General features: G+C 59.0%; 24 protein-coding genes and 1 pseudogene. 11 read left to right on the top strand and 14 right to left on the bottom strand.

Annotated features, from left to right (window positions below):
- The first annotated feature begins 204 nt into the window (after positions 1-204).
- The 5 genes from H4Q31_RS03200 (at position 205) to H4Q31_RS03220 (ending at position 3,751) form a co-directional block, all read left to right on the top strand.
- A complete protein-coding gene (locus H4Q31_RS03200) occupies positions 205-1,491 on the top strand; it encodes an MFS transporter (RefSeq protein ID WP_185177620.1) in 1,287 nt (428 codons plus the stop codon).
- 173 nt (positions 1,492-1,664) lie between these two features.
- Positions 1,665-2,111: an SRPBCC family protein gene (locus H4Q31_RS03205; protein ID WP_185177621.1), complete on the top strand. Its 447-nt coding sequence runs from the start codon at positions 1,665-1,667 to the stop codon at positions 2,109-2,111.
- 2 nt (positions 2,112-2,113) lie between these two features.
- Positions 2,114-2,446, top strand: a complete 333-nt coding sequence (locus H4Q31_RS03210) for an ArsR/SmtB family transcription factor (protein WP_185177622.1) — start codon at positions 2,114-2,116, stop codon at positions 2,444-2,446.
- A 76-nt stretch (positions 2,447-2,522) separates the two neighbouring features.
- Complete coding sequence (locus H4Q31_RS03215) at positions 2,523-3,299, top strand: threonine/serine exporter family protein (protein ID WP_185177623.1); 777 nt, start codon at positions 2,523-2,525, stop codon at positions 3,297-3,299.
- The gene (locus H4Q31_RS03220) at positions 3,296-3,751 is read left to right on the top strand and encodes a threonine/serine exporter family protein (RefSeq protein ID WP_185177624.1); all 456 of its coding nucleotides are present in this window, start codon (positions 3,296-3,298) and stop codon (positions 3,749-3,751) included. Before H4Q31_RS03215 ends, H4Q31_RS03220 begins: the two co-directional genes overlap by 4 nt.
- 92 nt (positions 3,752-3,843) lie before the next feature.
- Here H4Q31_RS03220 and H4Q31_RS03225 read toward each other — a convergent pair whose 3' ends face one another.
- The 8 genes from H4Q31_RS03225 to H4Q31_RS03260 all read right to left on the bottom strand — a co-directional run bounded on the left by H4Q31_RS03225 (position 3,844) and on the right by H4Q31_RS03260 (position 12,052).
- Positions 3,844-4,413 (bottom strand): DoxX family membrane protein, encoded by a 570-nt coding sequence (locus H4Q31_RS03225; protein ID WP_185177625.1) that lies wholly within the window; start codon positions 4,411-4,413, stop codon positions 3,844-3,846.
- Between the two features lie 201 nt (positions 4,414-4,614).
- Complete coding sequence (locus tag H4Q31_RS03230; RefSeq protein WP_185177626.1) at positions 4,615-5,133, bottom strand: C40 family peptidase; 519 nt, start codon at positions 5,131-5,133, stop codon at positions 4,615-4,617.
- A 130-nt stretch (positions 5,134-5,263) separates the two neighbouring features.
- Positions 5,264-5,782: a peptide-methionine (S)-S-oxide reductase MsrA gene (msrA, locus tag H4Q31_RS03235; RefSeq protein ID WP_185177627.1), complete on the bottom strand. Its 519-nt coding sequence runs from the start codon at positions 5,780-5,782 to the stop codon at positions 5,264-5,266.
- Positions 5,783-5,874: 92 nt separating this feature from the next.
- On the bottom strand, positions 5,875-7,044 hold the full coding sequence (locus tag H4Q31_RS03240) for a response regulator (RefSeq protein WP_185177628.1): 1,170 nt from the start codon (positions 7,042-7,044) through the stop codon (positions 5,875-5,877).
- On the bottom strand, positions 7,019-8,845 hold the full coding sequence (locus H4Q31_RS03245; protein WP_185177629.1) for a cache domain-containing sensor histidine kinase: 1,827 nt from the start codon (positions 8,843-8,845) through the stop codon (positions 7,019-7,021). The genes H4Q31_RS03240 and H4Q31_RS03245 overlap by 26 nt, the downstream gene beginning before the upstream one ends.
- 25 nt (positions 8,846-8,870) lie before the next feature.
- On the bottom strand, positions 8,871-9,695 hold the full coding sequence (locus H4Q31_RS03250) for a carbohydrate ABC transporter permease (protein ID WP_185177630.1): 825 nt from the start codon (positions 9,693-9,695) through the stop codon (positions 8,871-8,873).
- 14 nt (positions 9,696-9,709) lie between these two features.
- Positions 9,710-10,600: a carbohydrate ABC transporter permease gene (locus H4Q31_RS03255; RefSeq protein WP_185177631.1), complete on the bottom strand. Its 891-nt coding sequence runs from the start codon at positions 10,598-10,600 to the stop codon at positions 9,710-9,712.
- Positions 10,601-10,687: 87 nt separating this feature from the next.
- Positions 10,688-12,052, bottom strand: coding sequence for an extracellular solute-binding protein (locus H4Q31_RS03260; protein WP_376698203.1), 1,365 nt, complete (start codon positions 12,050-12,052; stop codon positions 10,688-10,690).
- Between the two features lie 208 nt (positions 12,053-12,260).
- On the opposite strand from H4Q31_RS03260, the gene H4Q31_RS03265 reads away from it, so the two are divergent.
- The 3 genes from H4Q31_RS03265 (at position 12,261) to H4Q31_RS03275 (ending at position 15,443) form a co-directional block, all read left to right on the top strand.
- Positions 12,261-13,433, top strand: a complete 1,173-nt coding sequence (locus H4Q31_RS03265) for a sn-glycerol-1-phosphate dehydrogenase (RefSeq protein ID WP_185177633.1) — start codon at positions 12,261-12,263, stop codon at positions 13,431-13,433.
- A gap of 357 nt (positions 13,434-13,790) precedes the next feature.
- Positions 13,791-14,225 (top strand): DUF1641 domain-containing protein, encoded by a 435-nt coding sequence (locus tag H4Q31_RS03270; RefSeq protein WP_185177634.1) that lies wholly within the window; start codon positions 13,791-13,793, stop codon positions 14,223-14,225.
- A 36-nt stretch (positions 14,226-14,261) separates the two neighbouring features.
- Positions 14,262-15,443: an NAD(P)/FAD-dependent oxidoreductase gene (locus H4Q31_RS03275; RefSeq protein WP_185177635.1), complete on the top strand. Its 1,182-nt coding sequence runs from the start codon at positions 14,262-14,264 to the stop codon at positions 15,441-15,443.
- A 1,468-nt stretch (positions 15,444-16,911) separates the two neighbouring features.
- Here the strand turns inward: H4Q31_RS03275 and H4Q31_RS03280 are convergent.
- The 3 genes and pseudogenes from H4Q31_RS03280 to H4Q31_RS22035 all read right to left on the bottom strand — a co-directional run.
- Positions 16,912-17,616, bottom strand: a complete 705-nt coding sequence (locus H4Q31_RS03280) for a putative endonuclease domain-containing protein (RefSeq protein ID WP_185177636.1) — start codon at positions 17,614-17,616, stop codon at positions 16,912-16,914.
- Positions 17,617-17,776: 160 nt separating this feature from the next.
- Positions 17,777-18,199 (bottom strand): YkvA family protein, encoded by a 423-nt coding sequence (locus tag H4Q31_RS22030; RefSeq protein ID WP_209703654.1) that lies wholly within the window; start codon positions 18,197-18,199, stop codon positions 17,777-17,779.
- Positions 18,200-18,538: 339 nt separating this feature from the next.
- Positions 18,539-18,739: pseudogene (locus H4Q31_RS22035) on the bottom strand (helix-turn-helix domain-containing protein); the annotation flags it as partial.
- 302 nt (positions 18,740-19,041) lie between these two features.
- Here H4Q31_RS22035 and ytaF point away from each other — a divergent pair.
- Positions 19,042-19,677 carry a sporulation membrane protein YtaF gene (ytaF, locus tag H4Q31_RS03290; protein WP_185177637.1) on the top strand — a complete coding sequence of 212 codons (636 nt, stop codon included), beginning with the start codon at positions 19,042-19,044 and terminating at the stop codon, positions 19,675-19,677.
- Positions 19,678-19,797: 120 nt separating this feature from the next.
- Here the strand turns inward: ytaF and H4Q31_RS03295 are convergent, their stop codons facing one another.
- Positions 19,798-20,418, bottom strand: coding sequence for a TetR/AcrR family transcriptional regulator (locus H4Q31_RS03295; RefSeq protein ID WP_311771676.1), 621 nt, complete (start codon positions 20,416-20,418; stop codon positions 19,798-19,800).
- Between the two features lie 160 nt (positions 20,419-20,578).
- Here H4Q31_RS03295 and H4Q31_RS03300 point away from each other — a divergent pair, with 160 nt between their 5' ends.
- Both H4Q31_RS03300 and H4Q31_RS03305 read left to right on the top strand, forming a co-directional pair.
- Positions 20,579-22,015 (top strand): DHA2 family efflux MFS transporter permease subunit, encoded by a 1,437-nt coding sequence (locus H4Q31_RS03300; protein WP_185177639.1) that lies wholly within the window; start codon positions 20,579-20,581, stop codon positions 22,013-22,015.
- Between the two features lie 100 nt (positions 22,016-22,115).
- On the top strand, positions 22,116-22,469 hold the full coding sequence (locus H4Q31_RS03305) for an MGMT family protein (protein ID WP_185177647.1): 354 nt from the start codon (positions 22,116-22,118) through the stop codon (positions 22,467-22,469).
- Positions 22,470-22,924: 455 nt separating this feature from the next.
- On the opposite strand, the gene pepT is transcribed toward H4Q31_RS03305, so the two are convergent.
- Entirely contained in the window at positions 22,925-24,157 is a 1,233-nt protein-coding gene (gene pepT, locus H4Q31_RS03310; protein ID WP_185177640.1) for a peptidase T, read from the bottom strand.
- Between the two features lie 13 nt (positions 24,158-24,170).
- Positions 24,171-24,809 (bottom strand): lipoate--protein ligase family protein (locus tag H4Q31_RS03315; RefSeq protein ID WP_185177641.1); only part of this gene is annotated, 639 nt, incomplete at its 5' end.

A 24,809-nucleotide genomic window follows, 5' to 3' on the forward strand; every position in this document is an offset into this window, starting at 1 on the left:
TCCTCCAATCCTTTGGTTAAGTCTATATTTTTGGCGTTATTTAGTATATCTCAATCACTATAATTTGTATAGTTACTCATAATTGATGCTGCCCCGAGGGTAAATATTGGCGAACGCCTAATTTGGCGGGAAACGGCATGTCTCCCGGCGGAGAAGGGGAGGTTATAGCGGTATTCGAATCCAAAGCTTCGAGAGGTAACGATTATGCTGAATCCTCAGACGCCCGCGCGTTCGCACGGACGGTTAGATAAGCAGAACCGCTTGCTGCTCGTGGTGAACGGGTTGTTCATTACCGCGAACGCTCTGTCCGGCACCTTCTTCGGGGTCTATATATGGAAGGCAAGCCAGAACTTCTCTCTGCTCGCTTGGTTCACGCTGCTGGGGCATATCTGCATGGCGCTGACGTTCTGGCTGGCCGGCCGCGCCGTGAAGATGGGGCGCAAGAAGCTTGTGCTCGGCCTCGGCATCGGCGGCTCGGCAGTCTTCTATGCGCTTGTCCTGCTTCTGGGGACTCGCGGCATCGACTACATATGGCTGCTTGGCGCCATTCAGGGAACGGCCAGCGGGTTGTTCTGGCTCGCGTACAATGTGATCTACTTCGAGGTGACCGATCCCGACAACCGGGACCGGTTCAACGGGCTCGCCGGTGTGACGGGAGCGGTCGCGGGTATGGCCGCGCCGTGGTTCTCCGGCTTCATGATCTCGCGGATGACCGCCGAGAGCGGCTACCGGACGATCTTCATCCTGTCGCTGGGCATCTTCGTCGCCGGCGTATTGGCAGCGCTGCTGCTGCGCAACCGGCAGACGGAAGGGAAGTACGACTGGCGTCTGCCTTGGCGGATCTGGTCTGTGCCGCGTACGTCTTGGCGTCCCGTATTGGCCGCTCTAATCATTCAAGGCGTTCGGGAGAGCGTCTTCGGCATGATGATCGGACTGCTTGTCTACATCCAGACGGGCAGCGAGCTGCGGCTGGGCAATTACACGCTGATTACGTCGGCTGTCGCCTTCGTCGGATTCTACGCGGTCGGCCGATGGCTGAAGCCAGCCTGGCGAATCTGGGGCATGCTGGCCGGCGCAGTCGTCATGACGCTCGTCATCGTGCTGTTCTTCTTCGGCATTACCTACTCCACCATGATCGTGTTCGGCGTCGCGACTTCGCTGATGTATCCGCTGTACGGCATCCCGATGACTTCAGCCGTCTTCGACTTGATCGGCGGCAGCGAAGAGAGCGCCCGACAGCGCGTTGAATATGTCGTCGTGCGGGAGCTGGCGCTTAACGCGGGACGAATCGCCGGGATGGCGGCTTTCCTCGTGACGGTGCACTACAGCCGCGCGCCGCTCGTGCTGAACATTCTCATGCTCATTGTCGGCAGCGCACCGCTGTTTAGCTGGCTGTTCATGCGGGGAACGCTTCGCATGCAGGCCAGGCAATCTCGGCAATCTCGGCAGGAGCGGCGGGCGAGACGGATGCGCAAGGAGCCGGTTGGTTAGAAGGCGGATGAATGCGCGCCACCTCTGCCGACCGGCTTTTCCCATGAGTAGGGTCTTGACGTGCAACCATTTGGTTGCGTATATTCAGAAAGGAAACCGATTGGATTCGCATCCAGCATCGATAACCCGTATCTCACGCAGGCCATCAACCATTTTAGGAGGCACGATTAGCAATGAGCCAATCCCCATCGTCCGAATCGGGCGCGACGAACGCCCTCCCCGCCATCCGGCAGACGCAGCTGCTGAACGCGCCGATCGCCAAGGTCTGGCCGGCCGTCGCCACCGCGGAAGGCATCGCCGCTTGGTTCATGCCGGGCGACTTCCAGCCTGTCGTCGGCCATGAATTCCATCTGGAGGCCGGCCCCTTCGGCCGTTCCCCCTGCAAGGTGACGGAGGTCGATCCGCCGCACCGCGTCTCCTTCCGCTGGGGCAAGGACTGGACGTTGACTTTCGAGCTGAAGGAAGTCGGGGGCAGCCAGACGGAATTCACGCTCATTCACGACGGATGGAACGCGGATACGCTGACCGAATTCGGCCAGCCGCATCCTGTCGTGCGCGAGAATATGGCGGGCGGCTGGAAGGGTATCGGCCGGAAGCTCGCCGAGTACGTCGAGTCATAAGCATGGAAGCGGAGCCTGCGAAGCACGACGTATTCCAGGCTATCGCCGACCCGACCCGGCGCAGCCTGCTGGAGCTGCTGAGCGAGCGGGAGCTGCCCGTGACCGCGATTAGCAGCCACTATCCGATGACACGTACGGCCGTGTCGAAGCATCTGCGCATTCTCGCGGACGCGGGCCTCGTCAAGGAACGCAAGGTTGGCCGGGAGACAAGGTACCGTCTCGAGCCGGAGCCGCTGCGGGAGCTGCAGCGTTGGCTCGTCTATTACGAGCGGTTCTGGGAGAACAAGCTCGCCGCGCTCAAGAGCTTCGTGGAGTCGGAGGAAGACAAGCTCTAGTTATTTGCCGCGCGCGTGTTACAATCTAAGAAGATAAGAGTGGGACACCACAGGAGCGGAAGCGGGGATCGATGACGTGCAGCGCGAGAGGCCGGAGCCGGGCCAGATTACCAAGGTATGTATGCTGGCCGGCAAGATTATGTTGGAGAACGGAGCCGAGACGTATCGGGTCGAAGACACGATGATTCGAATCGCGGCAGCGTTCGGCGTCTCCCGGGCGCAGAGCTCCGTGACGCCGACCAGCATCATGTTCACGCTCGAGAGCTTGGACGAGCCGGCGCATCTGATGCGTATCTCGGAGCGCTCGACCGATCTGCGCAAGGTGACGATCGCCAACGACATCTCCAGGCGCATCAGCCGCGGTGAGCTGTCGGCGGAGGCCGCCTATGAACGGCTGCGCAAGGTCGACGCCTCCTCGGCGGGCTATCCGTCCTGGCTTCGGCTGCTCGTCGCGGCTGTCGCGAGCGGCTGCTTCCTCATTATGTTCCAGGGCAGCTGGGTCGACTTCGTGCCGGCCATGGCTGCCGGCGGAGCGGGGTACCTCGCGACAATTCTCATTCCGCGCTATGTGCCCATCAAGCTGTTCACGGAGTTCACCGCTTCGATTATGGTCGGCCTGCTCTCGTGGCTGATGGTACACACGGGCGTCGGCCGCGATCTGGACAAGCTGATTATCGGCTCGCTCATGCCGCTCGTGCCGGGCCTCTTGATCACCAATGCAGTGCGCGACCTGATGGCAGGCCACCTCGTCTCCGGACTCTCCAAGGGAGCCGAAGCGTTCCTGACGGCGTTCGCCATCGGGGCCGGCATCGCGATCGTGCTCTCCTTCGGAACGGAGGTGGCCGGCGGATGATCCTTGAACTGCTCGAGCAGCTGGCGACCAGCTTCGTCGCGTCGGCGGGCTTCGCCGTGCTCTTCAATGTGCCCGGCCGCAACATTTGCTATTGCGGATTGGTTGGCATGGCCGGCTGGGCGGTTTATGTCGTGCTGCTGCACCTGCAAGCCGATCCGATCGTGGCGACGCTGGCCGCTTCCTTCGCCGTCACGGTGCTCAGCCAGCTGTTGGCGAAGCTCTGCCGAGCGCCGATCATTCTGTTCAGCGTATCCGGCATTGTGCCGCTCGTTCCCGGCGGCGTCGCTTACGACGCCATGCGCAACGTCGTGCAGAACCACTATGACATCGCGGTGCAGAAGGCGTTCGAGGTGTTCATGCTGTCCGGCGCGATCGCGTTCGGCCTCGTCTTCTCCGAGGTGATCAACCAGGTCATCCGCAACGCGGGACAAGCGGGGCATGGCCCGAAGTAGCTATTATATGGAACAAAGACAAGTCCCGGCTTAGCGCGGGACTTGTCTTTGTCTTGCAGTAATTGGAAGGAGTGCGGCGCGTCTTGCGCGTGCTAGGGAGTCTGCTTGCGCCGGCGCGAGCTCCATGGCGTGCCTAGGATAGGCAGCGCCCAGCGGTCCAATCCGTACCAGCCGGCTACCTTCCAGGCCAGCACCAGCCACGTGGCGAGAATGAACAGCAGCGGATTCGAGCTTAACGTCCCAGCGAACAAGAAGGCGGCGTTCATGAAGGCGCCGAAGAAGGCAGCGACGCCTGTCAGCAGGCCGAGAATGAGGCCCAATCCGACCAAGAACTCGCCGCAGGCGACGAAGTAGGAGAACACCTTCGCGTTAGGCAGCACCGCGTTCTCCAGAAAATCCGCGTACCAGCCGGTCACGTCTCCGCCGTCCTGCGCTTTGCCGAGAGCTCCATTAATGAAGCCCGTCAGCCCTACGCCAGCCTCGCTTCCGACCCACTTCGAGTTGTTCAGCTTTCCCCAGCCGGCATGAATCCACTCATAGCCGAGATACAGGCGGATCACCAGCCAGATCAGGCCGGATCTCGTGTCGCTGAACAGAAATCTCGACACGGGGTTCTCGGGTACGATAATATGCTTGCCGTGTACTTCTTCTTTGATAGACATTGTTCCAACTCCTAGACATGGGAAATTAAAGGAATATGACATTAATATTCATGATAGCACAGGAGATGGATCGCGAGAACGGGAGTTTCCGCAAAAAGCAACAAAGAAAACCGGCCCGTCATCTCGCGGATGACAGGCCGGCTCCGGAGCCCCCGCGGCGGCGGGGGACTCGAACTTTAGTTTCACCAATTCAAGTCTTGCTTAGATCACGCGGCGCGCCGTAACATAGCGCTTCGTGTAGTCGCTCAGCTTGTTGATGGCGATGCCGTTGAAGTTGCTTCCGATCGTATCGTGAATGAACAGGCCGTCGCCCATGTAGATGCCGACGTGCGTAATCTTCTTGGACGTGCCGCTCGGGGAGCTGAAGAAGATCAGGTCGCCCTTCTTCAGGTTCTTCTTCGCGACATAGGTGCCGGCGTTCTTCTGATACTTCGTGCCCCACTTCAGGCTGACGCCATACTTGCCGAACACGTACTTGGTGAACGAAGAGCAGTCGAAGATAAGCTTGCTCGGGTTATTCACATTGAACTTATATTTCACTTTGCCTTTAAGAGACTTGGCTAATGCCACGATCTTATCGGCTTTCTGGCTATCCGTCAAAGTGGCGGCCGAGGCTTGTCCAGCGTTCGGTGTCACGACGATATCGGCAGCCGCGAATACGGTGAGACATGCGATGGCAATCACGATTTTCTTCCAGAGCTTCATTGCAGTTGCAGTCATATTGACCTCCCAGGATGTGTTTGTCTTGGTGTCCGAAGGGAAGTATATCATGGGCAAAACGGTCTTTTGGCAAAACTGAGTTGATCTTAATCTTACTAAATATAGGAACCAAGCATCATATTCACTAGAATTATCTAGTCCAATGGTCCTGGATGAATTCGTCTCGTCCGGACTTCTCCCGGTCTTCCTTGTAATGCTTCGGATTCTTCCGGTGGTAGTCCTGATGATAGTCTTCCGCTGGATAGAACGTCTCCGCCGGCCGGATCGCCGTCACGATCGGCTTGTCGAAGCGCCCGCTCGCAGCCAGCTCGTCGCGGGAGCGTTCGGCGAGCTCGCGCTGTCGCTCGTTGTGCCAGAAGACCGCTGTCCGGTACTGGGAGCCGCGGTCGTGGAATTGCCCCTCGTCATCGGTAGGATCCACTTGAACCCAATAGAGCTCGAGCAGCTTCTCATAAGGGAAGAGCTCGGGATCGAACGCAATTTGAACAACCTCCAGATGGCCCGTCGTTCCTGTCTTTACTTCCTCATATGTCGGATTCTCCGTATGGCCGCCCATATAACCGGATACGATGCCATGGATGCCCGGTTGTTCCTCGAAGGGCGACACCATACACCAGAAGCATCCGCCCGCGAAAGTCGCATATTCCATGTTCAGTCCTCCTGACTTCACGTCTAACCAGGCGCTTGTTCGGCAGCCTTGTTCCGATTATAGCATGTTCGGCGCAGCGGCTCGCCTCTTCGTCAGACGGAGGGGCGGGAACGGAATTCGGTCGGCGTCATGTCGAACTTTCGGCGGAACACTTGCGAGAAGTGGCGCACGTCCTGATAGCCGATCCGCTCGGCGACATCCGCCAGCTTCAGGTCGGGGTTGGCGAGCAGCTTCTTCGCTTGCTCCATGCGCAGAGAGATGACGTACTCCTTGTAGCCTTGGCCTGTCTTCTGCTTGAATAGCTGGCTGAAGTAGACCGGGTTCAAGAAGACGATGGACGCCACCTTCTCCAGCGACAGATCTTCGTGGAAGTGGGTGTCGATGAAATGCAGGGCGATATCGATCGCTCTGTCTCTTCCGCCATCCAGCGCAACGTACGTGCCGGATGCGGAGGCTTGGCGGAACTGCCCGACGGCCTGCGGCACTTGCTTGAAGTCGGCCAACTCGCCGGAGTGGAATACTTGGAACGGGATCTTCAAATAATGCTTCAAGTGGTCCTTGAGCTCGCCAATCAGCATCTCGATCGAAGCGTCCTTCCGCAAGGTGACGAGGCCGAGCACGCTCTGCCGGTCGAAGCTGGCCGCGAAGCCCGAGCCGTGCCGTTCGATTAACTCCGTCAGCACGTTGTCGATGATGAAGTGCTCCAGATGCACGTTCTTGCTGCCGGCGTCCATCGTCGCCATCACGAGATGGAAGCGCGGATGCGCTTCCATGAATCGGCTCAGATCAAGCTTGCCGATGTCGAGGCCGGCCGCCAGCCGCTGGAAGACGGCTTCGCGAAGGTACTTCAGGCTGGTGCGGAGGAATTGCTCTTCCTTGCCTAGCGCCCGCTCCTTGCCGATCTCCTCTGCGAGCGAGCGGATCAGCTGCAGCAGATTCTTCTTGCCGATCGGCTTCAGGATATAATCGCGAGCGCCCAGCTGTACCGCCTTCTGGGCGTAGGTGAATTCGGAGTGGGCGGAGATGACGACCCATCGGACATGCGGATATTTCCCCAGCGACACCTTCATGAATTCCAGGCCGTCCATGCCGGGCATTAGGATATCGGTCAGCACGATGTGGATCGGATGCCGATCCATCAATTGAGCTGCTTCATCTGCTGTAGCCGCGACGAAGACTTCGTATCCGGCTCCGCTCTGCTCCAGCGTCCGCTGCACACCTTCGCGTATAATGCTCTCATCGTCCACGATTAGAATGTTCATGGGCTGCATCTCCTTCCTTAGGCAAGGGCAGGTTGAGAATGACCGCCGTTCCGGAGCCGGGCTCGCTCTCCACCCGAATGCCGTATGCTTCTCCGTACATGTGCTGGAGCCGGCTCTGCAGGTTCTGGATGCCGATGCCTGCGGCTCTGCTGCCGCTTGAGGAGCCTTCGTCCGGCGCTGCGGGCATGCGGCGGCCTTGCAGCGCAAGCGTCAGGGCGTGCCGCGCAGCTTCGGACATGCCAGCTCCGTTGTCCTTCACGACGAGTGACCAATGCCGTTCGTGGGCTTCCGCATAGACTTGGAGCTCGCCGGGGCGATCGAGCGGCTCAATCCCGTGCTTGACGGCGTTCTCGATGAGCGGCTGCAGCGTCATCTTCGGCAGCTTGAAGTCCTTCCAGCGCTCGTCGATATTGAGGTTTACTGTCAGGCGTCCGCTTAGCCTAGTCATGATAATCGTTAAGTAATGGCCGGTCTGCTCGAGCTCTTCCCGCAAGGTGACCTCCATACCGGCTTCCCAGTGGCTGCTGTAGCGGAACATGCGAGACAGGGAGAGAACCACTTCGCCGAGCCGGTCATCCTTCTTCTCGTCCAACATCCAGTAGATCATGTCCAATGTATTGTATAGAAAATGAGGGTTGACCTGCGTCTGCAGCGCGTGCAGCTCCGCGTTCTTCTCGCTGACCGACGAGACCTTCACCCGCTCGATCAGCTCGGAGATCCGCAGCACCATTCGGTTGAAGGAGGCGGTCAACTGATTGATCTCCCGATACGACGTCACATTAAGAGTGCCGTTGAAGTCGCCGCTCTCGACCTTCTTCATCTCGCGGATCATTCGCTTCAGCGGGGAGGAGATCGTTCGCGAGACGAGCGATGCGATCAGCGCGGAGAGCAGGATCAGCGCCGGCACGGCAATGAACAGGAATCGCTTCGTCTGGTCCAGCTCGACATCGAGATCGGCGTTCGGCGTCCGGCTCCAGATCGTCCAGCCGCCGAACGGAAGCTTGGAGGCGATGATGAGTTGCTCCTCCAGATCCTGCGTGACGATATCCTGCTCGTTCTCGGGGGCCGGCAGGCCGCGCATCATCTTCGGAATCTCTCTGACGCCCGGCTCCGAAGAAGCGAGGACGATGCCTTGGTCGGACTGCAGGTAGATCTCGCTATGCGCGCCGAGCTTCAGGTTATCCATCGCATCGAGGATCAGTTGGGGCTCCACTTCGATGAGCAGGATACCGATCGGCGTATGCTCGTTCAGATCGTACATGAGACGGCCGAAGGCGAATACCGGCCGGGATTCGTTCTTGTCGATGATAGAGTGTTCCGATACGCCGATCCACGATATTTTGCCGGCCGCCTCATTTACCTTCTCGAATGATTCCGTCTTGGCGAACTCCGGATCGACGACGCTCATAGCGTTGCCGTAGCTGTAGATCTTGCCGGTGGCGCTCAAGAGATGGATGCCGATGATATCGTCTCTGGAATAGTAAATAGCGCCGATCATGTTCGTGACCGAGCGCTCGTTAATGAAGTCGACAGCCGGATTATCCGGCTTCTCTTGGATAAGCCGGATAATGTCCATGTTCGTGCTGATCGATTTGGACAGACTGTCGTAGCCCTTCAGCAGAAGATCGAACAGCGCGTCGGTCTGCGAGACGTTCTTCTGCGTCAAGGCGGCAATCTTCTGATGATATTGTTCGGTTGTTCGATTATAGAATAAGAGGCTTATAAGCAGTAGAATGCCGGTCATGCAGAAGACGAATAGCAAGAACAACCAGGAGTTAATCGATTGCTGGCCCCGTGCCACGGCTGACTTCCCCTTCTGCGGCGAATTATCCTTTGACGGCTCCGGCTACCATGCCCTTGGTAATCCGGCTGGACAAGACAAAGTATATCAGAATGACAGGAGCCGCGCCCATTACCATGTAGGCGCCGATATCGCCGTAGTTGACGCTGTACTGGCTGACGAACGAGTAGATGCCGAACGGGAGCGTCTTCAGCCTGTCGGACGAGATGAACGTCGCGGCCATGATATATTCGTTCCAGATCGTGATGAAGGTCAGAATACAGACGGTCATGACCGGCGGGATGGAGATGGGGAGTATAATCGAACGGAAGATGCGATAGACGTTCGCCCCGTCGATATGTGCCGACTCTTCCATCTCGGTCGGGATGGAGCGCATGAAGCCGCTCAGAATGAAGATGGCGATGGGGAGCTGGAATGCCACGTATGGCAGAATCAGCGCCCAGCGTGTGTTGATCAACTCCAGCGGACTGAAGATCTTCATCAGCGGCAGCAGCGTCGACTGCATCGGAATCATCATGCCGACGAGGAACACCAGCATGACCGCTGGGCCGAACCGGAATTTGAAGCGGGTGATGGCGTAGGCGACCATTGCGCTGAGCACGATGACGCAGATCAGCGTAACGGCGGTAATGATGACGCTGTTGCCCAAATACTTGATATAGCTCCCGTTGGTATACGCTTCAACGTAATTGTGCCATTGCCACTTAGCGGGCAGGGCGAAGAATTGGCCGCTTAGAATCTCCTCGTTCGTCTTCAGCGAATAGAGCGCGAGCCAGATAAGCGGGTATAGCTGGGTGACGACCAAGACGGCGATCAGAAGGTAGACGAGTCCTTTGGCGATATTCGGCATCTGTCGTCTCCTCCTTAGCTGAACCTTTTGTCAATTCGGTTCATGACAGTATTGATCACGACGGTGAAGACCAGGCACAACACGACGAGCAGGGAAGCGAGCGCGCTGCCGTATCCGAATTCCTGGGAGTTGAACGATTGGGTGTACATATAGGTGGCGAGGACGTCTGTCGCATGCGCTGGCCCGCCGCCGGTCATGACCCACACCATGTCGAATGACTGAAGCGATCCGATGAAGGCAAGAACTAACGATATTTTAAAGATCGGGACGATCATCGGGAACGTAATATAGCGGTCCGCTTTGAAGCCTTCCGCTCCGTCGATCTTCGCCGCTTCGTAAATTTCGCTTGGAATGTTCTGGACGCCGGTGAATTGGATGAGCAGGTGATAGCCGAAATATTGCCACAGCGAGACGAAGTAGATGCAATAGATGGCGATCTTCGGTTCGGCGAGCCACGTATGCGCCCAACTCTCCAGACCGACGGAGATAAGCGCTTGATTCAGCATCCCGCCCATGGACGTCGGGTTGTAGATGGTCTTCCACAGCTGTCCGATAATGACGACGGACAGGATAACCGGGGTGAAGTAGATCGATACCAGTGTGTTGGCTTTGCGCACATAGCGGTTCAGCAGCACAGCCATCATTAAGCAGAACGGAATCTCGATCATGGACGCGGCTGCATACAGGAACGTTCTGCGCACGGCCGGCCAGAAGTAGGGATCATCGAACAGCAGCTTATGGTAGTTGTCGAAGCCGACGAATTTAGATACGCCGTAACCGTTCCAGTCGAGCGTACCGACATAGAAGGAATACAGGATCGGAACGAACACGATGCAGATGTACAGCAATAGTGCTGGCAAGATGAAGATGCCGATGGCATGCTTGGGGACTTTCAGTACGTTCAACGTTCGTCGCCTCCGTTGCTCCCGGAAGCCGAAAGGCGAAGAAGCGCATGGCTCCTTCGCACCTCGTTTTCCGGCTAGTGCAAGATTTTACTGGTCTTTGTTCGCCTCATAGGCGGTCTGATGCTCTTTGGCGACTTGAGCGGAATCGACCTTCTGCACGAACAGATTCTGCAGGCTGGTCAAGTGGGCTTGAGCCACTGCCGGGTTCATCGTATTGTCGAAGGCGATGTCGCCGCCGTTCACCTTGCCGAACAGATCCATGACGCTGATGGCCAGATCCGAGTAGCCGGCCGCCTTCATGTCGCCGTCTACCTTCTGCGGCAGGCCCACCGCGTTCTTGTTATCGAATTGTGCCTTCGGGAAGTTGAGGCAGTAGTAGTTCAGGAAGTCCTTCGCTTCTTGAATGTGCTTGCTGTTCGCGGCGATCGCGTATCCGGTGCCTGGGGCGAGCATGAATTGGTTGATGTCGCCTTTGCCGTTGACCGTCGGGAATTGGAACGCCGCGACGCTCGGGCCAACCGAAGAAGCGTCGATCGAACCGGTCTCCCAAGAGCCGAGCATGTACATGGCGGCTTTGCCCGTCGTGAACAGGTTGCGGCCGGAGTCGGCGTCGACGGCGGTAGCGCCTTCTTCGAATGCGCCGGCTTGAATCAGATCTTGGAAGCGGTCGACCGCTTCGATGAAGGCCGGGTCTTCGAACGTCGTCTTGCCTGCCGCTACGTCGCTCAGGAAGCCTGGGCCGTAAGTGCGAAGCACGATGTTCATGAAGATGAAGGAGCCGGTCCACGTATCCTTCTCGCCGATCGCCATTGGAATAATGCCTTTGTCTTTAAGCGCCTTCACGTCGGCGAGCAATTCTTCGAACGTCGCAGGCGGAGCAGAGATGCCGGCTTGCGCGAACAGGTCTTTGTTATAGTAGACGACTTCGATGTTGTTGCCGTCCGGCAGCGCGTAGACGTTGCCGTCGAAGCTGTAGTAGTCAAGCAGACCGGACTGGTAAGTGTCCTTCAGGCCGTTCTGGTCCAGCATATCGTTCAGCGGAACGAACAGGTCCGCGTCGACGAACGGCTTCATCTGGGCGGCGGGATTCACCATCGTGATGTCGGGAATCTCTTTGGAGTTCGCTTGCACCTTCAGCTTCTGCTTCTGTTGGTCGGTGTTAAGCGAATCGAATTCGATGTGGATGTTCGGATGTTCCTTCTCGTAGGCTTCGACAATCTGGTGAGCTGTCTTGTAGGTAGGCGTATTAGGGTCGACATAGATGTTCTGGAAGGTCAGCGTGACCTTCTCGCCCGAATTGGAGCTGGCCGGGCCGGCCGGCGAGCTCGCCGGAGCAGAAGCGTCTGCCGATGCGCCGCTGTTGTTATTGTTGTTGCTGCCGCAAGCTGCGAGACTAAGAGTCAAGGCTCCGGCTACAGCGATTGTAAGTGCTTTTTTCGACTTGGAATCCAATTTCAAATCCCCCTTTATCGGATGTAACCTCATTATTCATCAGCTAGCACTTGGCAACAATGAGTTAATTTTTATATATGAGGTTTGCTTTTTCAAGATTTTGGGTGAGAATCGTCCTAACTTCGTCATAGGGAATTCACAGGCCAATCCAACCCAAATTGAGGTATGATAGGGTGAGAATGACATATGGAGAGGGGAAGAGATCTAGATGACGGATTTGGCGAGAAGAGTATATGAGACAGCCGAAGCGCGCGGCGTTCGAATCGAAGTTCCGTTCCCGGAGCCGATCGTGGCTGAAGCGGGGGCTCTGTCGCTAGCGGCTCCATATATTCGGGAGAAGAGATATCGCAAGCCGCTCGTCGTCGCCGACGAGAACACGTACCGCGCGGCGGGCGCCCGGCTGATGGACGAGATGGCCGCTGTCGGGCTGGCGCCGGAGCTGACGCTCGTGCTGCCGGATCGGCTCGGCGATGTCATCGCCGACGAAGCGTCGATCGTGCAGACGCTGCTCGATGTTCAGCGATACGGCGCGGATGTTATCGTCGCCGCAGGCTCGGGCACGCTGCACGACATCTCCAGGTACGCCGCCTATACGGCGGGGCTGTCGTTCGTCTCGGTGCCGACTGCCGCGTCGGTTGACGGCTTCAACTCCAGAGGCGCACCCCTAGTTATCCGCGGAGAGAAGATCACGGTGCAGGCCATCGGGCCGATCGCGATATTCGCCGATCTGGATGTGCTCCGCAAGGCTCCGCCCGCCATGGCCGCTGCCGGCTTCGGCGACATGCTGGGGAAGCTGACGTCGCTGTTCGATTGGCAGTTCGGACGAATGACCGGCGGCGAGCCCTACTCCGAGCTTGTCGCGGACATAACCGAGCAGGCGCTGCGGGATTGTATCGAGAACGTTCAAGCGATTGGAAGCCGAACAGAGGCCGGCATTCGGATCTTGATGCAATCGCTGGTTGAATCGGGATTGGCGATGCTCATGCTGGGGCAGTCCCATCCGGCATCGGGCGCGGAGCACCATCTGTCCCATTATTGGGAGATGGAGCTGATGCGCACGGGAAGGCGCGCGTTGCTGCACGGCGCGAAGGTCGGCGTCGCCTGCGCCGAGATCAGCGCGCTGTATCATTCGCTCGCGGCGGAGCAAGCGGCGGGCGGGGAGGAAGAGGCGAGGGCGCTGCGGCAAGCGCTGGATCGCGTGCCTGCGGCGGAGACGATTCGCGGCTGGCTTCGCGAGGCGGGGGGGCCGGCGACTATTCGGGAGCTGGGCATCAGCGAAGAGCTGCTGCAGCGAAGCTTGGCGGAGGCGCACCGTATTCGGCCCAATCGCTTCACGCTGCTCCGAGCCTACAACGACGGCCGAGCGGCGCTTCGCAATTGAAGGCGCGCACCCTAGAATAGCTGAATACAGGTGAATCGGGCAGGTTTTGTGCCATAAATCACAAATTCCCGCTTATATCGGACGTATAAGGGGAGAAAGTTATTTTCATAATGACTATATCCGGTGTAGAATAGACATGAAAGGTTCAAATTCGACCTGTCCTGATGACGAGTGACGGAGACGACGCTTAGGCGTTAGGTTTGCGGAAGGACAGTTTGTAGCGCGGGATACTCGCTCCCAATAGCGGCTTTGTATGTGAAAATTGGTACAAAGTTATCGCCGGCGGTTCGCACGCGTACAAGCCAGGACGGAATTGACTACCGATTAGGAAATGACTGCAAAGGAGGATGCTCACGCATGTCCCAAATTTCGCAAGAGGCGCTCGAATCACAAGACGCCGCAGTGCAACGCAACCCGCAAGAGCTGCTCGATCAATTGCTGAAGCCGGAAGTTCAGGAATCCCTTACCGTATTGGTGGATAACCTGCCGAAGCTGACAGAGATGGTCACTTTCCTGACCGCTGCCTTCGACTTCGCGAAGAACGTGGCAACGGACAAGGTGCTGATCAATGACTTCGCTCACGGGATCGGCGAATTCGTGAAGCCGGTTGCCGAGAAGGCCAAAGGAATCGCGGCGGCGGCGATCGAAGCGAATGAACGCGCGGAAGCCGATACGTCTACGATCGGCATGTTCGGCGTACTGAAGCTGCTGAAGGATCCGCAAGTGCAGAAGACGCTGAAGTTCACGCAAGCCTTCCTTGGCGCTCTGTCGGAGAACAAGCAGCAGCGTTGATCACTACCCCACAACGGATAAGAACGGAGGATGGACATGTCTAAACATATTCTGATTCTGGGCGGCGGATACGGCGGCTTGCTCGCGGCGCTGACGGCGCGCAAGCATCTGACCAAAGCCGATGCCCGGATTACGCTGGTGAACCGTTACCCGACGCACCAAATCATCACCGAGCTGCACCGTCTTGCCGGCGACACGATCAAGGAGAAGGCCGTTGCGCTTCCTCTCGCGAAGCTGCTGAAGAACAAGGATGTCGATCTGGTGATCGACACGGTGAACGAGATTAAACCAGATGAGAAAAAAGTTCTGCTCGCCGGCGGCGCAGCGGTGTCCTACGACGCTCTCGTAGTCGCCTTGGGCAGCGAGACGGCTTTCTTCGGCATCCCGGGATTGCAGGAGAACAGCTTCACGCTGAAGTCGGTTGACGACGCGAACCGGATTCGCGCTCACGTCTATGCCCGCCTGGATGCGTACAAGCAATCGGGCAACAAGTCCGACGCGACGATCGTTGTCGGCGGCGGCGGCCTGACCGGCATCGAGCTGGTCGGCGAATTCGTCGACCGTCTGCCGGAAGTGTGCCGCGAGAAGGGCATCGACTTCGCGGACATCAAGCTGTACGTCGTTGAAGCGGGCCCGGCGATTCTGCCGGTACTGCCGCCGGATCTGATCGAGCGCGCGCAGAAGAGCCTCGAAGCTCGCGGCGTCGAGATCATCACGGGCGTGGCGATCACGGAAGCGACGAAGAACACGGTATCGCTGAAGGATGGACGCGTGCTCGAAGCGGGCTCGATCATCTGGACAGGCGGCGTTCAAGGCCATCCGGTCGTCGCGAACAGCGGCATCGAAGTGAACCGCGGCCGCGCTACGGTGACCGAGTCGCTGCAATCGACTTCGCATCCGGAAGTGTTCCTGGCCGGCGACTGCGCAGTCGTCTTCCCAAAGGGCGGCGAACGTCCGTATCCGCCGACGGCTCAGAACGCTTGGCAGATGGGCGAGACGGTCGGCCTCAACCTGAACGCCTTCTTCAAGGGCGGCAAGATGGAAGAGTTCAACCCGATCAACTCGGGCACGCTCGGAAGCCTCGGCCGCAAGGACGGCGTCGCGATGGTCGGCGGCAACAACATCCGTCTGAAGGGCACGCCGGCTTCGCTGATGAAGGAAGCGAGCAACATCCGCTACCTGTCGCACATCAACGGGTTGTTCGCATACGCGTACTAAGAGTGTTATGACTGAATGAGGGCCGTCTAGCAGGGTGTTCGCCTGCTGGGCGGCCCTTTTGCGCTTCGCGCGGCGCGCGGTGATCCGCAACAAGGCACCAAAAGTGCCTTGGTTGCCCGCTGCAAGCTGCGCCGGTCCGCAACAAGGCACCAAAAGTGCCTTGATTGCCCGCAGGAAGCTGCGCCCGCCCGCAACAAGGCACTAAAAGTGCCTTGGTTGCCCGCTGCAAGCTGTGCCGGTCCGCAACAAGGCACCCAAAGTGCCTTGATTGCCGGCTGCAAGCTGCGCCGGTCCGCAACAAGGCACCAAAAGTGCCTTGACTGCCCGCTGCAAGCTGCGCCGGTCCGCAACAAGGCACCAAAAGTGCCTTGATTGCCCGCTGCAAGCTGCGCCCGCCCGCAACAAGGCACCAAAAGTGCCTTGACTGCCCGCAGCAAGCTGCGCCCGCCCGCAACAAGGCACTAAAAGTGCCTTGGTTGCCCGCAGCAAGCTGAGCCGGTCCGCAACAAGGCACCAAAAGTGCCTTGGTTGCCCGCTGCAAGCTGCGCCCGCCCGCACCAAGGCACTAAAAGTGCCTTGGCTGCTCGCTGCAAGCTGCGTCGGTCCGCAACAAGGCACTAAAAGTGCCTTGATTGCCGGCTGCAAGCTGCGCCCGCCCGCAACAAGGCACCAAAAGTGCCTTGGCTGCTCGCTGCAAGCTGCGCCGGTCCGCAACAAGGCACCAAAAGTGCCTTGATTGCCCGCAGCAAGCTGCGCCCGCCCGCAACAAGGCACTAAAAGTGCCTTGGTTGCCCGCAGCAAGCTGTGCCGGTCCGCAACAAGGCACCAAAAGTGCCTTGATTGCCCGCAGGAAGCTGCGCCCGCCCGCAACAAGGCACCCAAAGTGCCTTGATTGCCCGCTGCAAGCTGCGCCCGCCCGCAACAAGGCACCAAAAGTGCCTTGGTTGCCCGCAGCAAGCTGCGCCCGCCCGCAACAAGGCACTAAAAGTGCCTTGATTGCCGGCTGCAAGCTGCGCCCGCCCGCAACAAGGCACCAAAAGTGCCTTGGTTGGCCGCTGCAAGCTGTGCCGGTCCGCAACAAGGCACCCAAAGTGCCTTGGTTGCCCGCAGGAAGCTGCGCCCGCCCGCAACAAGGCACTAAAAGTGCCTTGGTTGCCCGCTGCAAGCTGTGCCGGTCCGCAACAAGGCACTAAAAGTGCCTTGGTTGCCCGCAGCAAGCTGCGCCCGCCCGCAACAAGGCACCCAAAGTGCCTTGATTGCCCGCTGCAAGCTGCGCCCGCCCGCAACAAGGCACCAAAAGTGCCTTGATTGCCGGCTGCAAGCTGAGCCCGCCCGCAACAAGGCACCAAAAGTGCCTTGGTTGCCCGCTACACGCTGAGCCGGCCCGCAACAAGGCACCAAAAGTGCCTTGGTTGCCCGCTACACGCTGAGCCGGCCCGCAACACGCATGCCACCCTTCGCCCGCGGGCTAGATCATACCCCACTCCCTATATGCCTGATTGACCATGTAACGGCAAATTCGCTTTCCATTGGGATTAACGGGCAGCAGGAAGCCTTTCTCCACGAGCGCCTTCATATATTTTGCCGCAGTTCTGCGATGAATGCCGAAGGCAGCGGTCATATCCTCGGTTCTCAGGTAGCCCGGCCGCCCGAAACTTAGCTTAATAATCGCACGCTCCATTGGGTGGATAACTAGTCCAGAACCCGTCGGGGAGTGGCTGCTCTTGCCAAGCAACTGTTGAACAAGCTGTTGGCATTGCCTAGGTCTCTTCATAATGTCGTCATAAGCGAAACGTAGCACGATCCACCCGTCCAAGACGAGATGGTTCTGCCGCATCAAGTGGTCTGCGAATTGCCAGCGATCTGTGTCCCGCCAATGCGTTCCGTATCCGTCAATCTCGATGCACACCTTGAACCCTGCCGCCAAGTAGGCGTAGTCCAAATACCGCCAGCTATCCTTGTAATCCTTGACTTCGTATTCGGGATATAGTCCTTCCAGGCTCCCGGTTGCCGGCCACCACACTTGACTTAAGAACATGCGCTCAGCATGACCATGATCCGCCAAGCGCCGCTTGGCATCGCCTTTGCGTTCACGCGCATGCTGACTCTTCCATACGAGGTACGCCGAATTCAAATCCTCGGGCCAATGGCCATCAGTCGCGTGCTGCTTCATTCACATTCCTCCTAATATCAATATAAAAAAAGCCGCCAGCTCCGGGAGATCCGAAGCGGCGGCGTTCTTCGCGGCCAACAGCCTATATAGGGGAATCGTACCAGTATCGCTGAAGATTATCAAGCGCCTTTGTTAATCGGGGTGAGGGGGAGAGCTGCTCTCATTCCGGCATCTCCGCTAATCGGTCCAGAACCAGCTGCACCGCGATCGCATCGTCCAGGTAGCCAAACGGAAATGCATAGTCAGGGATAATGTCCGTTGACAAAATGAAGTATAGCAGAGCGCTGCCGGCGATGGCACGCTTCTCTGCGGAAGTCGACTCTCCACCGAACAGCTCATACAGGCTGCGGAGCTGTTCGATGAACGGCCCTGCGCCGCCGACACTCTCGATTTTCGATCGGAAGCTGTCCCTTATCGTCCGTTCTCCTTCATCCGTCAGCGCATACAGCTCGTACTTGCTCAATTCCTTGCGCACATGCTCCGCCGTGAAATGCGGATCGATGAAGTTGCTCGTCTGCAGCACACGCTGAATGGAATCAACGGACTCATGCCAGGAAGACGGCGTTCCGCTCACACCGCCCATAGCGCTCCCATTACCCGTTACGCCTGCATCGCCAACACCGTCCGAACCTCCACTTGCGCCACCAGCCGAGCTGGCGCCCGAACTACGCGATTTACCTAAACTACCTGCGCCGTATGCGCCAGCGGAGCCGCCCGCTGCGCTCGAACTACCCGCAATGCCTGCACCAGCAGCACCACCACCAGCAGCCGCACCGGCGCCCGCGCCAGCAGCACCACCACCAGCAGCCGCACCGGCGCCCGCGCCAGCAGCACCACCACCACCAGCACCACCACCAGCACCACCAGCCGCGCCACCCGCACCAGCCGAAGCGCCGCCTGAGCCGCCGCTGTTGCCGACATCATACCCCGCCGCCTCAAATAGCCGCCCCAGCGGTACGCCGAGATGCGCGGCGAACTGCTGCAGGTGGTCGAGCTTCGCCTGCTGCTTGCCGTTCGCGATGCGCGAGATGGTCGCCGTGTCAATGCCGGTCAGCGAAGCGAGCTTGCGCATGGATAAGGCGCGCTCCTTCATCAGCAGCCTCAAAGTAGCGCCCAGCCCCATATTCGGATTCCGCGTCTGATCGCGACGCTGACCGGGACGCTGACCCGGGCCCGAATTCCGACTCGGATCGAGATCGAAATCCCGTTCCAGTTCCAGATCGGGATCCCGATCCCGATCCCGATCCAGTTCCGGATCTCGATCCCGCTCGGGTTCCCCGCCGTTAACGGCCATAGACTTCCCTCCCAGGCAGCCGGATAAGGGCTCGATATGTTGAAGAAATCTCAACAAATTTCGGAGGAACAAGCACCGCAGCTCAACACTCCCAATACAATGCAGTAACAACTGGGGGGAGTGGATCGCGCATGGCTTGGCTGATGGTACTGGGGTTCGCCGTATCCTCCAGCATCGACAACTTGGGGGTAGGCATCTCCTATGGCATCAGGGGAATACGGATCGGTCTGCTGTCCAATCTGGTCATGGCGGTCGTATGCTTCATCTGCAGCGAGGCAGGCATTCGATTCGGCGGGTGGCTGTCGGCGGTACTTCCCGGCGTGATGCCGGTTGCGATCGGCGCGTTCATGCTGACCATCATTGGGTTTCGTATTATATTAATGGCGATCCCGCGCACGCCGCCGTCCGGTCAAGCGGAGGGAGCGAAGAGGCGGAAGGCCGGGAACCGTCTGGAGCGGATGCTGCAAAACCCCGAGACGGCCGACTTCGACCGTTCGGGCGAGATCGGCATCGGCGAGGCTGTCGTTCTCGGCATCGCGCTGTCCGCGAATGCGATCACGAACGGGCTGGGAGCGGGGCTGCTCGGATTGTCGCCGCTAGCCATCTCGCTCGCCGCGGCCGCCGGGAGCTTCATCACGGTCTGGGCAGGAGTCGCCATTGGACGAAGGGCCGCCAACGTCCGAATCGGGCGATTCACGCTCGGCCAATTCGGGACGCTGCTCAGCGGCGTCATCATCGTGCTGCTGGCCTGCCGCACGTTGCTGTAGCGGGTGGGCAACCTGCGCAAGCGTCTCCTTGTCTATCTAGTTTACGATGCGAAGTCTCTTGATATGTCATGTGAAGCAAGAAGACGCCTCGCGATGGGCTCGCGGGGCGTCTTCAGCTATTCATTGGGGATTCGCCAGCACAATAGGCAGGAAGATGTCGTCGATGATTTCCTCAATCGCTTGAACGGATATTGGTTCATGCGTAGACAGCAACTCGAATCCGATCAGGTCGATCGGAAGCGTGACAACCCTGTCCTTGACCCGCCGGGGATCGACTTCCCCCCTTTGAACCGCGCGGTTCAGAATCTCCTTAATGGCCACCGCCAGCTTGTCCTCTGTCCTCGATCTCAAGGCCTCAGGCATGGAAGAGATGATGTCTTTCCCATGTTGATCGCTCATCAGGCCGTGAATCGTCTCCGCACCGATCATCTGCATAGGCGTCGTTAACCTTCTCAGCAAGGTCAGCAGATCCTCGCGCAGACTCCCTGTATCCGGAACTTCCATGGAAGGCTTGGGCAGATGTTTGAGAATGACCGCTGCAACTAAGGCGTATTTATTGGGCCAGCGGCGGTACACCGCGTTCTTGTTCGTTCCGGCGCGAGACGCGACACCCTCCATCGACAGGCGGGAGTAGCCGATCTCGCGAAGCTCATCCCAAGCGGCCTGGAGGATGGCGTTCTCCAGAACCTCGCCGCGCCGCCGCGTGCTCGTGCTCCGATCCTCGCTCTTCTTCCCGTCCACGCTTTTTTTTCCTTCTTTCCAAATAAGGCTTACTTTCTTTTTATCACTTTCCGGTGCATCTTGCATGAATTTTTGTTGCAATTCTAGCTGAATCGGAATAAGATGTGCTTATTGGGTACGGTACGTACCGTACCTTAAATGCTTGAGGAGGCGTATTCGAATGGCGACAACTAAAGCTGCAGCACAGCAATCCTCCAAAGAGAAGCTGGATCCGAGGATTGTGAAGATATCGCTGATCTTGGTGATCGGCGCGCTGGCTCCTCTATTGGATTCGACAATGGTCAATGTGGCGGTCGACACGCTGACTGCGGACTTTGAGAGTGCCGTATCGGCTATCCAATGGGTCATTACGGGCTATGTGCTGGCCATGGGGCTGGCCGTGCCGATATCCGGGTGGGCCGTCAGACGGTTGGGGGGCAAGCAGGTTTACTTGTTCTCGCTAGTTGCCTTTTTGACCGGATCTATTCTATGTTCGTTATCTTGGGATGCTGGCAGCCTGATCGCGTTCCGCATTGTGCAGGGAGCGGGAGCGGGACTTCTGGTACCGACCATGCAGACTGTGCTGGTCCAGACGGCGGGGAGACAGAACCTGGGACGCGTCATGGCCATTATCGGCATTCCGGCGCTGCTCGGACCGATTCTCGGACCCGTACTGGGCGGACTGATCGTGGATGGGCTGAGCTGGCGCTGGATCTTCTATGTGAACATCCCGATCACTGCTGTCGCGCTGCTACTGGCCTGGCGGGGAATCCCGAAGCAGGAAGCGGCCGGGGGCAAGCAGCCGCTGGACATCGTCGGCCTTGCGCTATTGTCTCCCGCGTTCGCGCTGCTTATCTACGGCATATCCGAAGTGTCCGGATACGGCGGACTAGGCCATCGGGAGGTCGTTATTCCGCTGGCTGTCGGCCTGGCGCTCATGGCGGCGTATATCGTCCATGCGCTGCGTACCGCCCGAATGCCGATGCTCGATATCCGGCTGTTCCGGTCGCGTCCTTTTCTCGCATCGAACGTGACGCTCTTCTTGTCTGGCATGGTCATGAACGGAGGGCTGCTGCTCATTCCTCTGTACTATCAGCAGGTGCGCGGCGAGAGCGTGCTGGACACCGGTCTGCTGCTGATTCCGCAGGGAATCGGCATGCTGCTGACGAGAAGCTGGATTGGGCGGTTGACGGAGCGAACGGGGGCGCGATTCATCGTTATCATCAGCTTGGCGTTCACGGTTGCCGGCACCTTGCCATTCGCCTTCGCTGATGCGGGTACGGGCCATCTTCTGCTGGCTGCGGGGCAGCTCGTGCGCGGAGCGGCTTCGAACGGGCTGCTGATTCCGATTATGGTCACAGCTTATGAGGGATTGAGACAGGATCAGGTTCCGCACGCCAGCGTGTCGACGCGGATCTTCCAGACGATTGGCGGAGCGTTCGGCTCAGCCGTCTTGGCCGCCGTGATCGACCATGAGTTGTCGGGTCGTGCGGCTGTTGGCGTGGGGGAGTTGGCGGATGCGTATCAGACCGCCTTCTGGTGGTCGATCGGATTCTCGGTAGTTTCGCTGCTTCCGGCATTGATGTTGGCGGCGCGCAGGAGAGAGCCTGGAGATTAAGGGCGGGCGAATTCCAACGGGATGCGCTACAATAGGGAGAATAGGACGAGGCGAAGGGGAGGGGAGAGGCGGCATGCGAAGCACTCGGGGTACGGGAAGTATGGGCAGTGCGGGCGGTACGAGCGGCAGCGGGTTGCATAGTCCTTTCACACGGCGAGCGGTCGCCATCATCCGCAGTATCCCCGAGGGCAGCGTCATGACGTACGGGCAGGTCGCGGCATGTGCGGGAAGCCCGAGAGGGGCGCGGCAGGTGGTGCGAATTCTACATTCTCTGAGTCAAAAAGAACAGTTGCCCTGGCACCGCGTCGTGAACGCAAAGGGCGAGATCGCGCTGCAAGACTCGGAGGCCCGCTATATGCAGGAGCACTATCTGCGGGAGGAAGGCGTCGAGATCGACCGGCAAGGCCGGCTCGATCTGGCATGCTACCGGTATGAACCGGCGCCTGAGCTATAGCAGCAGCAACAGCGGTGCGGGACAATCCCGCACCGCTGTTGCTATGCGGAACAATTGCTGCGCACGCGTTAAACCGGCCTGCCCCCATCCAACGGACGCCGCTGCCGCTATTGCCTTCGAATGGGCACGTTCCGTGCGCTAACGGACGCCACAGCCGCTATTGAGCCGATCTGCATCTCATTATTCGACCGTCAAAAGCCGAACATAACGCCTTATTTCCGTTAAGGTGCGGAACTGAGCCATCGGGATAGGAACATAAGAAGGGCGCAACCCCTATGGACTGCGCCTTTCTGCTTGCTTGCGTCGGCCGCGCTTGCCGATTAAGCGGGCTAGACGGCGCCCGCTCGCATCGGCTCGCGACCGTTAAGCCCGCCCTTCGAGCCGCCGCTCTCTTACCGGCTCGTGCCGATGAAGCCCGTCTTCAGCCAGCCGGCTCTCTCGCCGGCTAGCGCCTATTATGCCCGCTCCTCAACCAGACGAGCGATCTCGACGATCGTCTTCGCCGCCAGCTCCATCACGTCGAGCGAAGCGTACTCGTAGCGGCCGTGGTAGTTCTCGCCGCCCGTGAAGATATTCGGCGTCGGCAGCCCCATGTAGCTCAGCTGCGAGCCGTCGGTGCCGCCGCGGATCGGCTTGATCTTCGGCTCGACGCCGAGGCCCTGCATCGCTGCCTTCGCGACGTCCATGATCTCCGGCACCGGCTCGATCTTCTCCCGCATGTTGAAGTATTGATCCTTCAGCTTCAGCTCGACCCGCTCTGCCCCGTACTTGGCCTGGAGCTCCGAAGCGATCTGCTTCATCTTCTCCTTGCGCGCTTCGAACTTCGCGCGGTCGTGGTCGCGCACGATATAGTGAAGCATCGTCTCTTCCACATTGCCCTGCATCGTATTCAAATGATAGAAGCCCTCGTAGCCTTCCGTGTGCTCGGGCGCTTCCTGCTGCGGCAGCGCGGCTTGGAACTCCATGGCGATCTTGATCGCGTTGACCATCTTGTTCTTGGCGCTGCCCGGATGCACGTTCTTGCCGTGGAAGTAAACCTTCGCCTCCGCCGCGTTGAAGCTCTCGAATTCCAGCTCGCCCAGCTGCGCGCCGTCCATCGTGTAAGCGAACTTGGCGCCGAAGGCCTCCACGTCGAAGCGGTGCGGCCCTCGGCCGATCTCCTCGTCCGGCGTGAACGCGACGCGAATCTTGCCGTGCCTGATCTCCGGATGGCCAATTAAATAAGCCATCGCGGTCATAATCTCGGCGACGCCCGCCTTGTCGTCGGCGCCCAGCAGCGTCGTGCCGTCCGTCGTGATGAGCGTATGGCCGACCACCTTCTTCAGCTCTGGGAAGTCGTTCGGCGACAGCACGATATTCAGTTCTTTGTTCAAAAGGATGTCCTTGCCGTCGTAGTTCTCCACCACTTGCGGATTGACGCCTTCGCCGGTGAAGTCCGGCGACGTATCGACGTGCGCGAGGAAGCCGATCGTCGGCGCGTCCTTATCGGTGTTGGCCGGCAGCGTCGCCATGACGTAGCCGTTCCCGTCGATCGTCACTTCCTGCATGCCGATCGTCTTCAGTTCTTCGACCAGCATGCGCAAGAGCGTCCACTGGCCGGGCGTCGAAGGGCAAGTCTCGCTCGCATCGTCCGATTGCGTGTTCACCTTCGCATAAGCGATCAATCGTTCCATTAACTCTGTTCTCATCGCACTATCACTCCTATGTATTGGATATCCAATATTTCAACCGCATCGTTCTGGCGTTCGCCCGAATCTCATTCGGGTCGGGAAGCCGCGCAGCCGCTCCTGCCGCAGCCAAGCCTTCCTCGCTCTGAAGCGAGCCGATCACCCGCTTGATCTCCTCGGTCAAGACGGCCGCGGCGCCGTGCCCGAGGCCGAGCAGCTCGCCAAGGCTTGCCGTGCTGTCCTCCGTCACGAGCGGGTAGTCCTCGGGCTTCGCGATCCCGCTCGCGGCCTCCTCGTAGAACGCCCGCACGAGCCGGGCGCGGGCTTGGCCCGAGCCTTCCGCGACGATGAACGCCTGCACGATCGTCGCCCGGGCTTGTCTACGCTGGGCAATGCCGCAGAACTTCAGCCCGTCGATGCTAAGGTCATAATCGCCCGGGCAGTAAGCGCCTGCGATCTCGCCCTTGTCCACGCGGCGGCCCGTTCCGGCGAGCGCCTCGCGGATGAGAGTATACATCTTCTCGAAGTCCTCTCGGAAGTCGGACAAGCTCGATGAAGTCTTCGGCAGAATGAGCGACACGTTCAGCACGCCGGTGTCCAGCGGTACGGCCGCTCCGCCGGAGTGGCGCACGACGACGTCGTAGCCGTCGGCTTCGAGCTGCTGCGCAGCAGC

Source organism: Cohnella lubricantis, from assembly GCF_014212015.1.
Lineage (GTDB): Bacteria > Bacillota > Bacilli > Paenibacillales > Paenibacillaceae > Cohnella > Cohnella lubricantis.

What these genes read in the sequence shown, in the direction of transcription:
- H4Q31_RS22030 (WP_209703654.1), bottom strand. Translation starts at nt 18,199, where the DNA reads ATGGGCGGTGTGAGCGGAACGCCGTCTTCCTGGCATGAGTCCGTTGAT.
- H4Q31_RS03250 (WP_185177630.1), bottom strand. Translation starts at nt 9,695, where the DNA reads ATGCCGAATATCGCCAAAGGACTCGTCTACCTTCTGATCGCCGTCTTG.
- pepT (WP_185177640.1), bottom strand. Translation starts at nt 24,157, where the DNA reads ATGAGAACAGAGTTAATGGAACGATTGATCGCTTATGCGAAGGTGAAC.
- H4Q31_RS03225 (WP_185177625.1), bottom strand. Translation starts at nt 4,413, where the DNA reads ATGTCTATCAAAGAAGAAGTACACGGCAAGCATATTATCGTACCCGAG.
- H4Q31_RS03205 (WP_185177621.1), top strand. Translation starts at nt 1,665, where the DNA reads ATGAGCCAATCCCCATCGTCCGAATCGGGCGCGACGAACGCCCTCCCC.
- H4Q31_RS03265 (WP_185177633.1), top strand. Translation starts at nt 12,261, where the DNA reads ATGACGGATTTGGCGAGAAGAGTATATGAGACAGCCGAAGCGCGCGGC.
- H4Q31_RS03220 (WP_185177624.1), top strand. Translation starts at nt 3,296, where the DNA reads ATGATCCTTGAACTGCTCGAGCAGCTGGCGACCAGCTTCGTCGCGTCG.
- msrA (WP_185177627.1), bottom strand. Translation starts at nt 5,782, where the DNA reads ATGGAATATGCGACTTTCGCGGGCGGATGCTTCTGGTGTATGGTGTCG.
- H4Q31_RS03200 (WP_185177620.1), top strand. Translation starts at nt 205, where the DNA reads ATGCTGAATCCTCAGACGCCCGCGCGTTCGCACGGACGGTTAGATAAG.
- H4Q31_RS03275 (WP_185177635.1), top strand. Translation starts at nt 14,262, where the DNA reads ATGTCTAAACATATTCTGATTCTGGGCGGCGGATACGGCGGCTTGCTC.
- H4Q31_RS03240 (WP_185177628.1), bottom strand. Translation starts at nt 7,044, where the DNA reads ATGAACATTCTAATCGTGGACGATGAGAGCATTATACGCGAAGGTGTG.
- H4Q31_RS03280 (WP_185177636.1), bottom strand. Translation starts at nt 17,616, where the DNA reads ATGAAGCAGCACGCGACTGATGGCCATTGGCCCGAGGATTTGAATTCG.
- H4Q31_RS03305 (WP_185177647.1), top strand. Translation starts at nt 22,116, where the DNA reads ATGGGCAGTGCGGGCGGTACGAGCGGCAGCGGGTTGCATAGTCCTTTC.
- H4Q31_RS03230 (WP_185177626.1), bottom strand. Translation starts at nt 5,133, where the DNA reads ATGACTGCAACTGCAATGAAGCTCTGGAAGAAAATCGTGATTGCCATC.
- H4Q31_RS03210 (WP_185177622.1), top strand. Translation starts at nt 2,114, where the DNA reads ATGGAAGCGGAGCCTGCGAAGCACGACGTATTCCAGGCTATCGCCGAC.
- ytaF (WP_185177637.1), top strand. Translation starts at nt 19,042, where the DNA reads ATGGCTTGGCTGATGGTACTGGGGTTCGCCGTATCCTCCAGCATCGAC.
- H4Q31_RS03270 (WP_185177634.1), top strand. Translation starts at nt 13,791, where the DNA reads ATGTCCCAAATTTCGCAAGAGGCGCTCGAATCACAAGACGCCGCAGTG.
- H4Q31_RS03300 (WP_185177639.1), top strand. Translation starts at nt 20,579, where the DNA reads ATGGCGACAACTAAAGCTGCAGCACAGCAATCCTCCAAAGAGAAGCTG.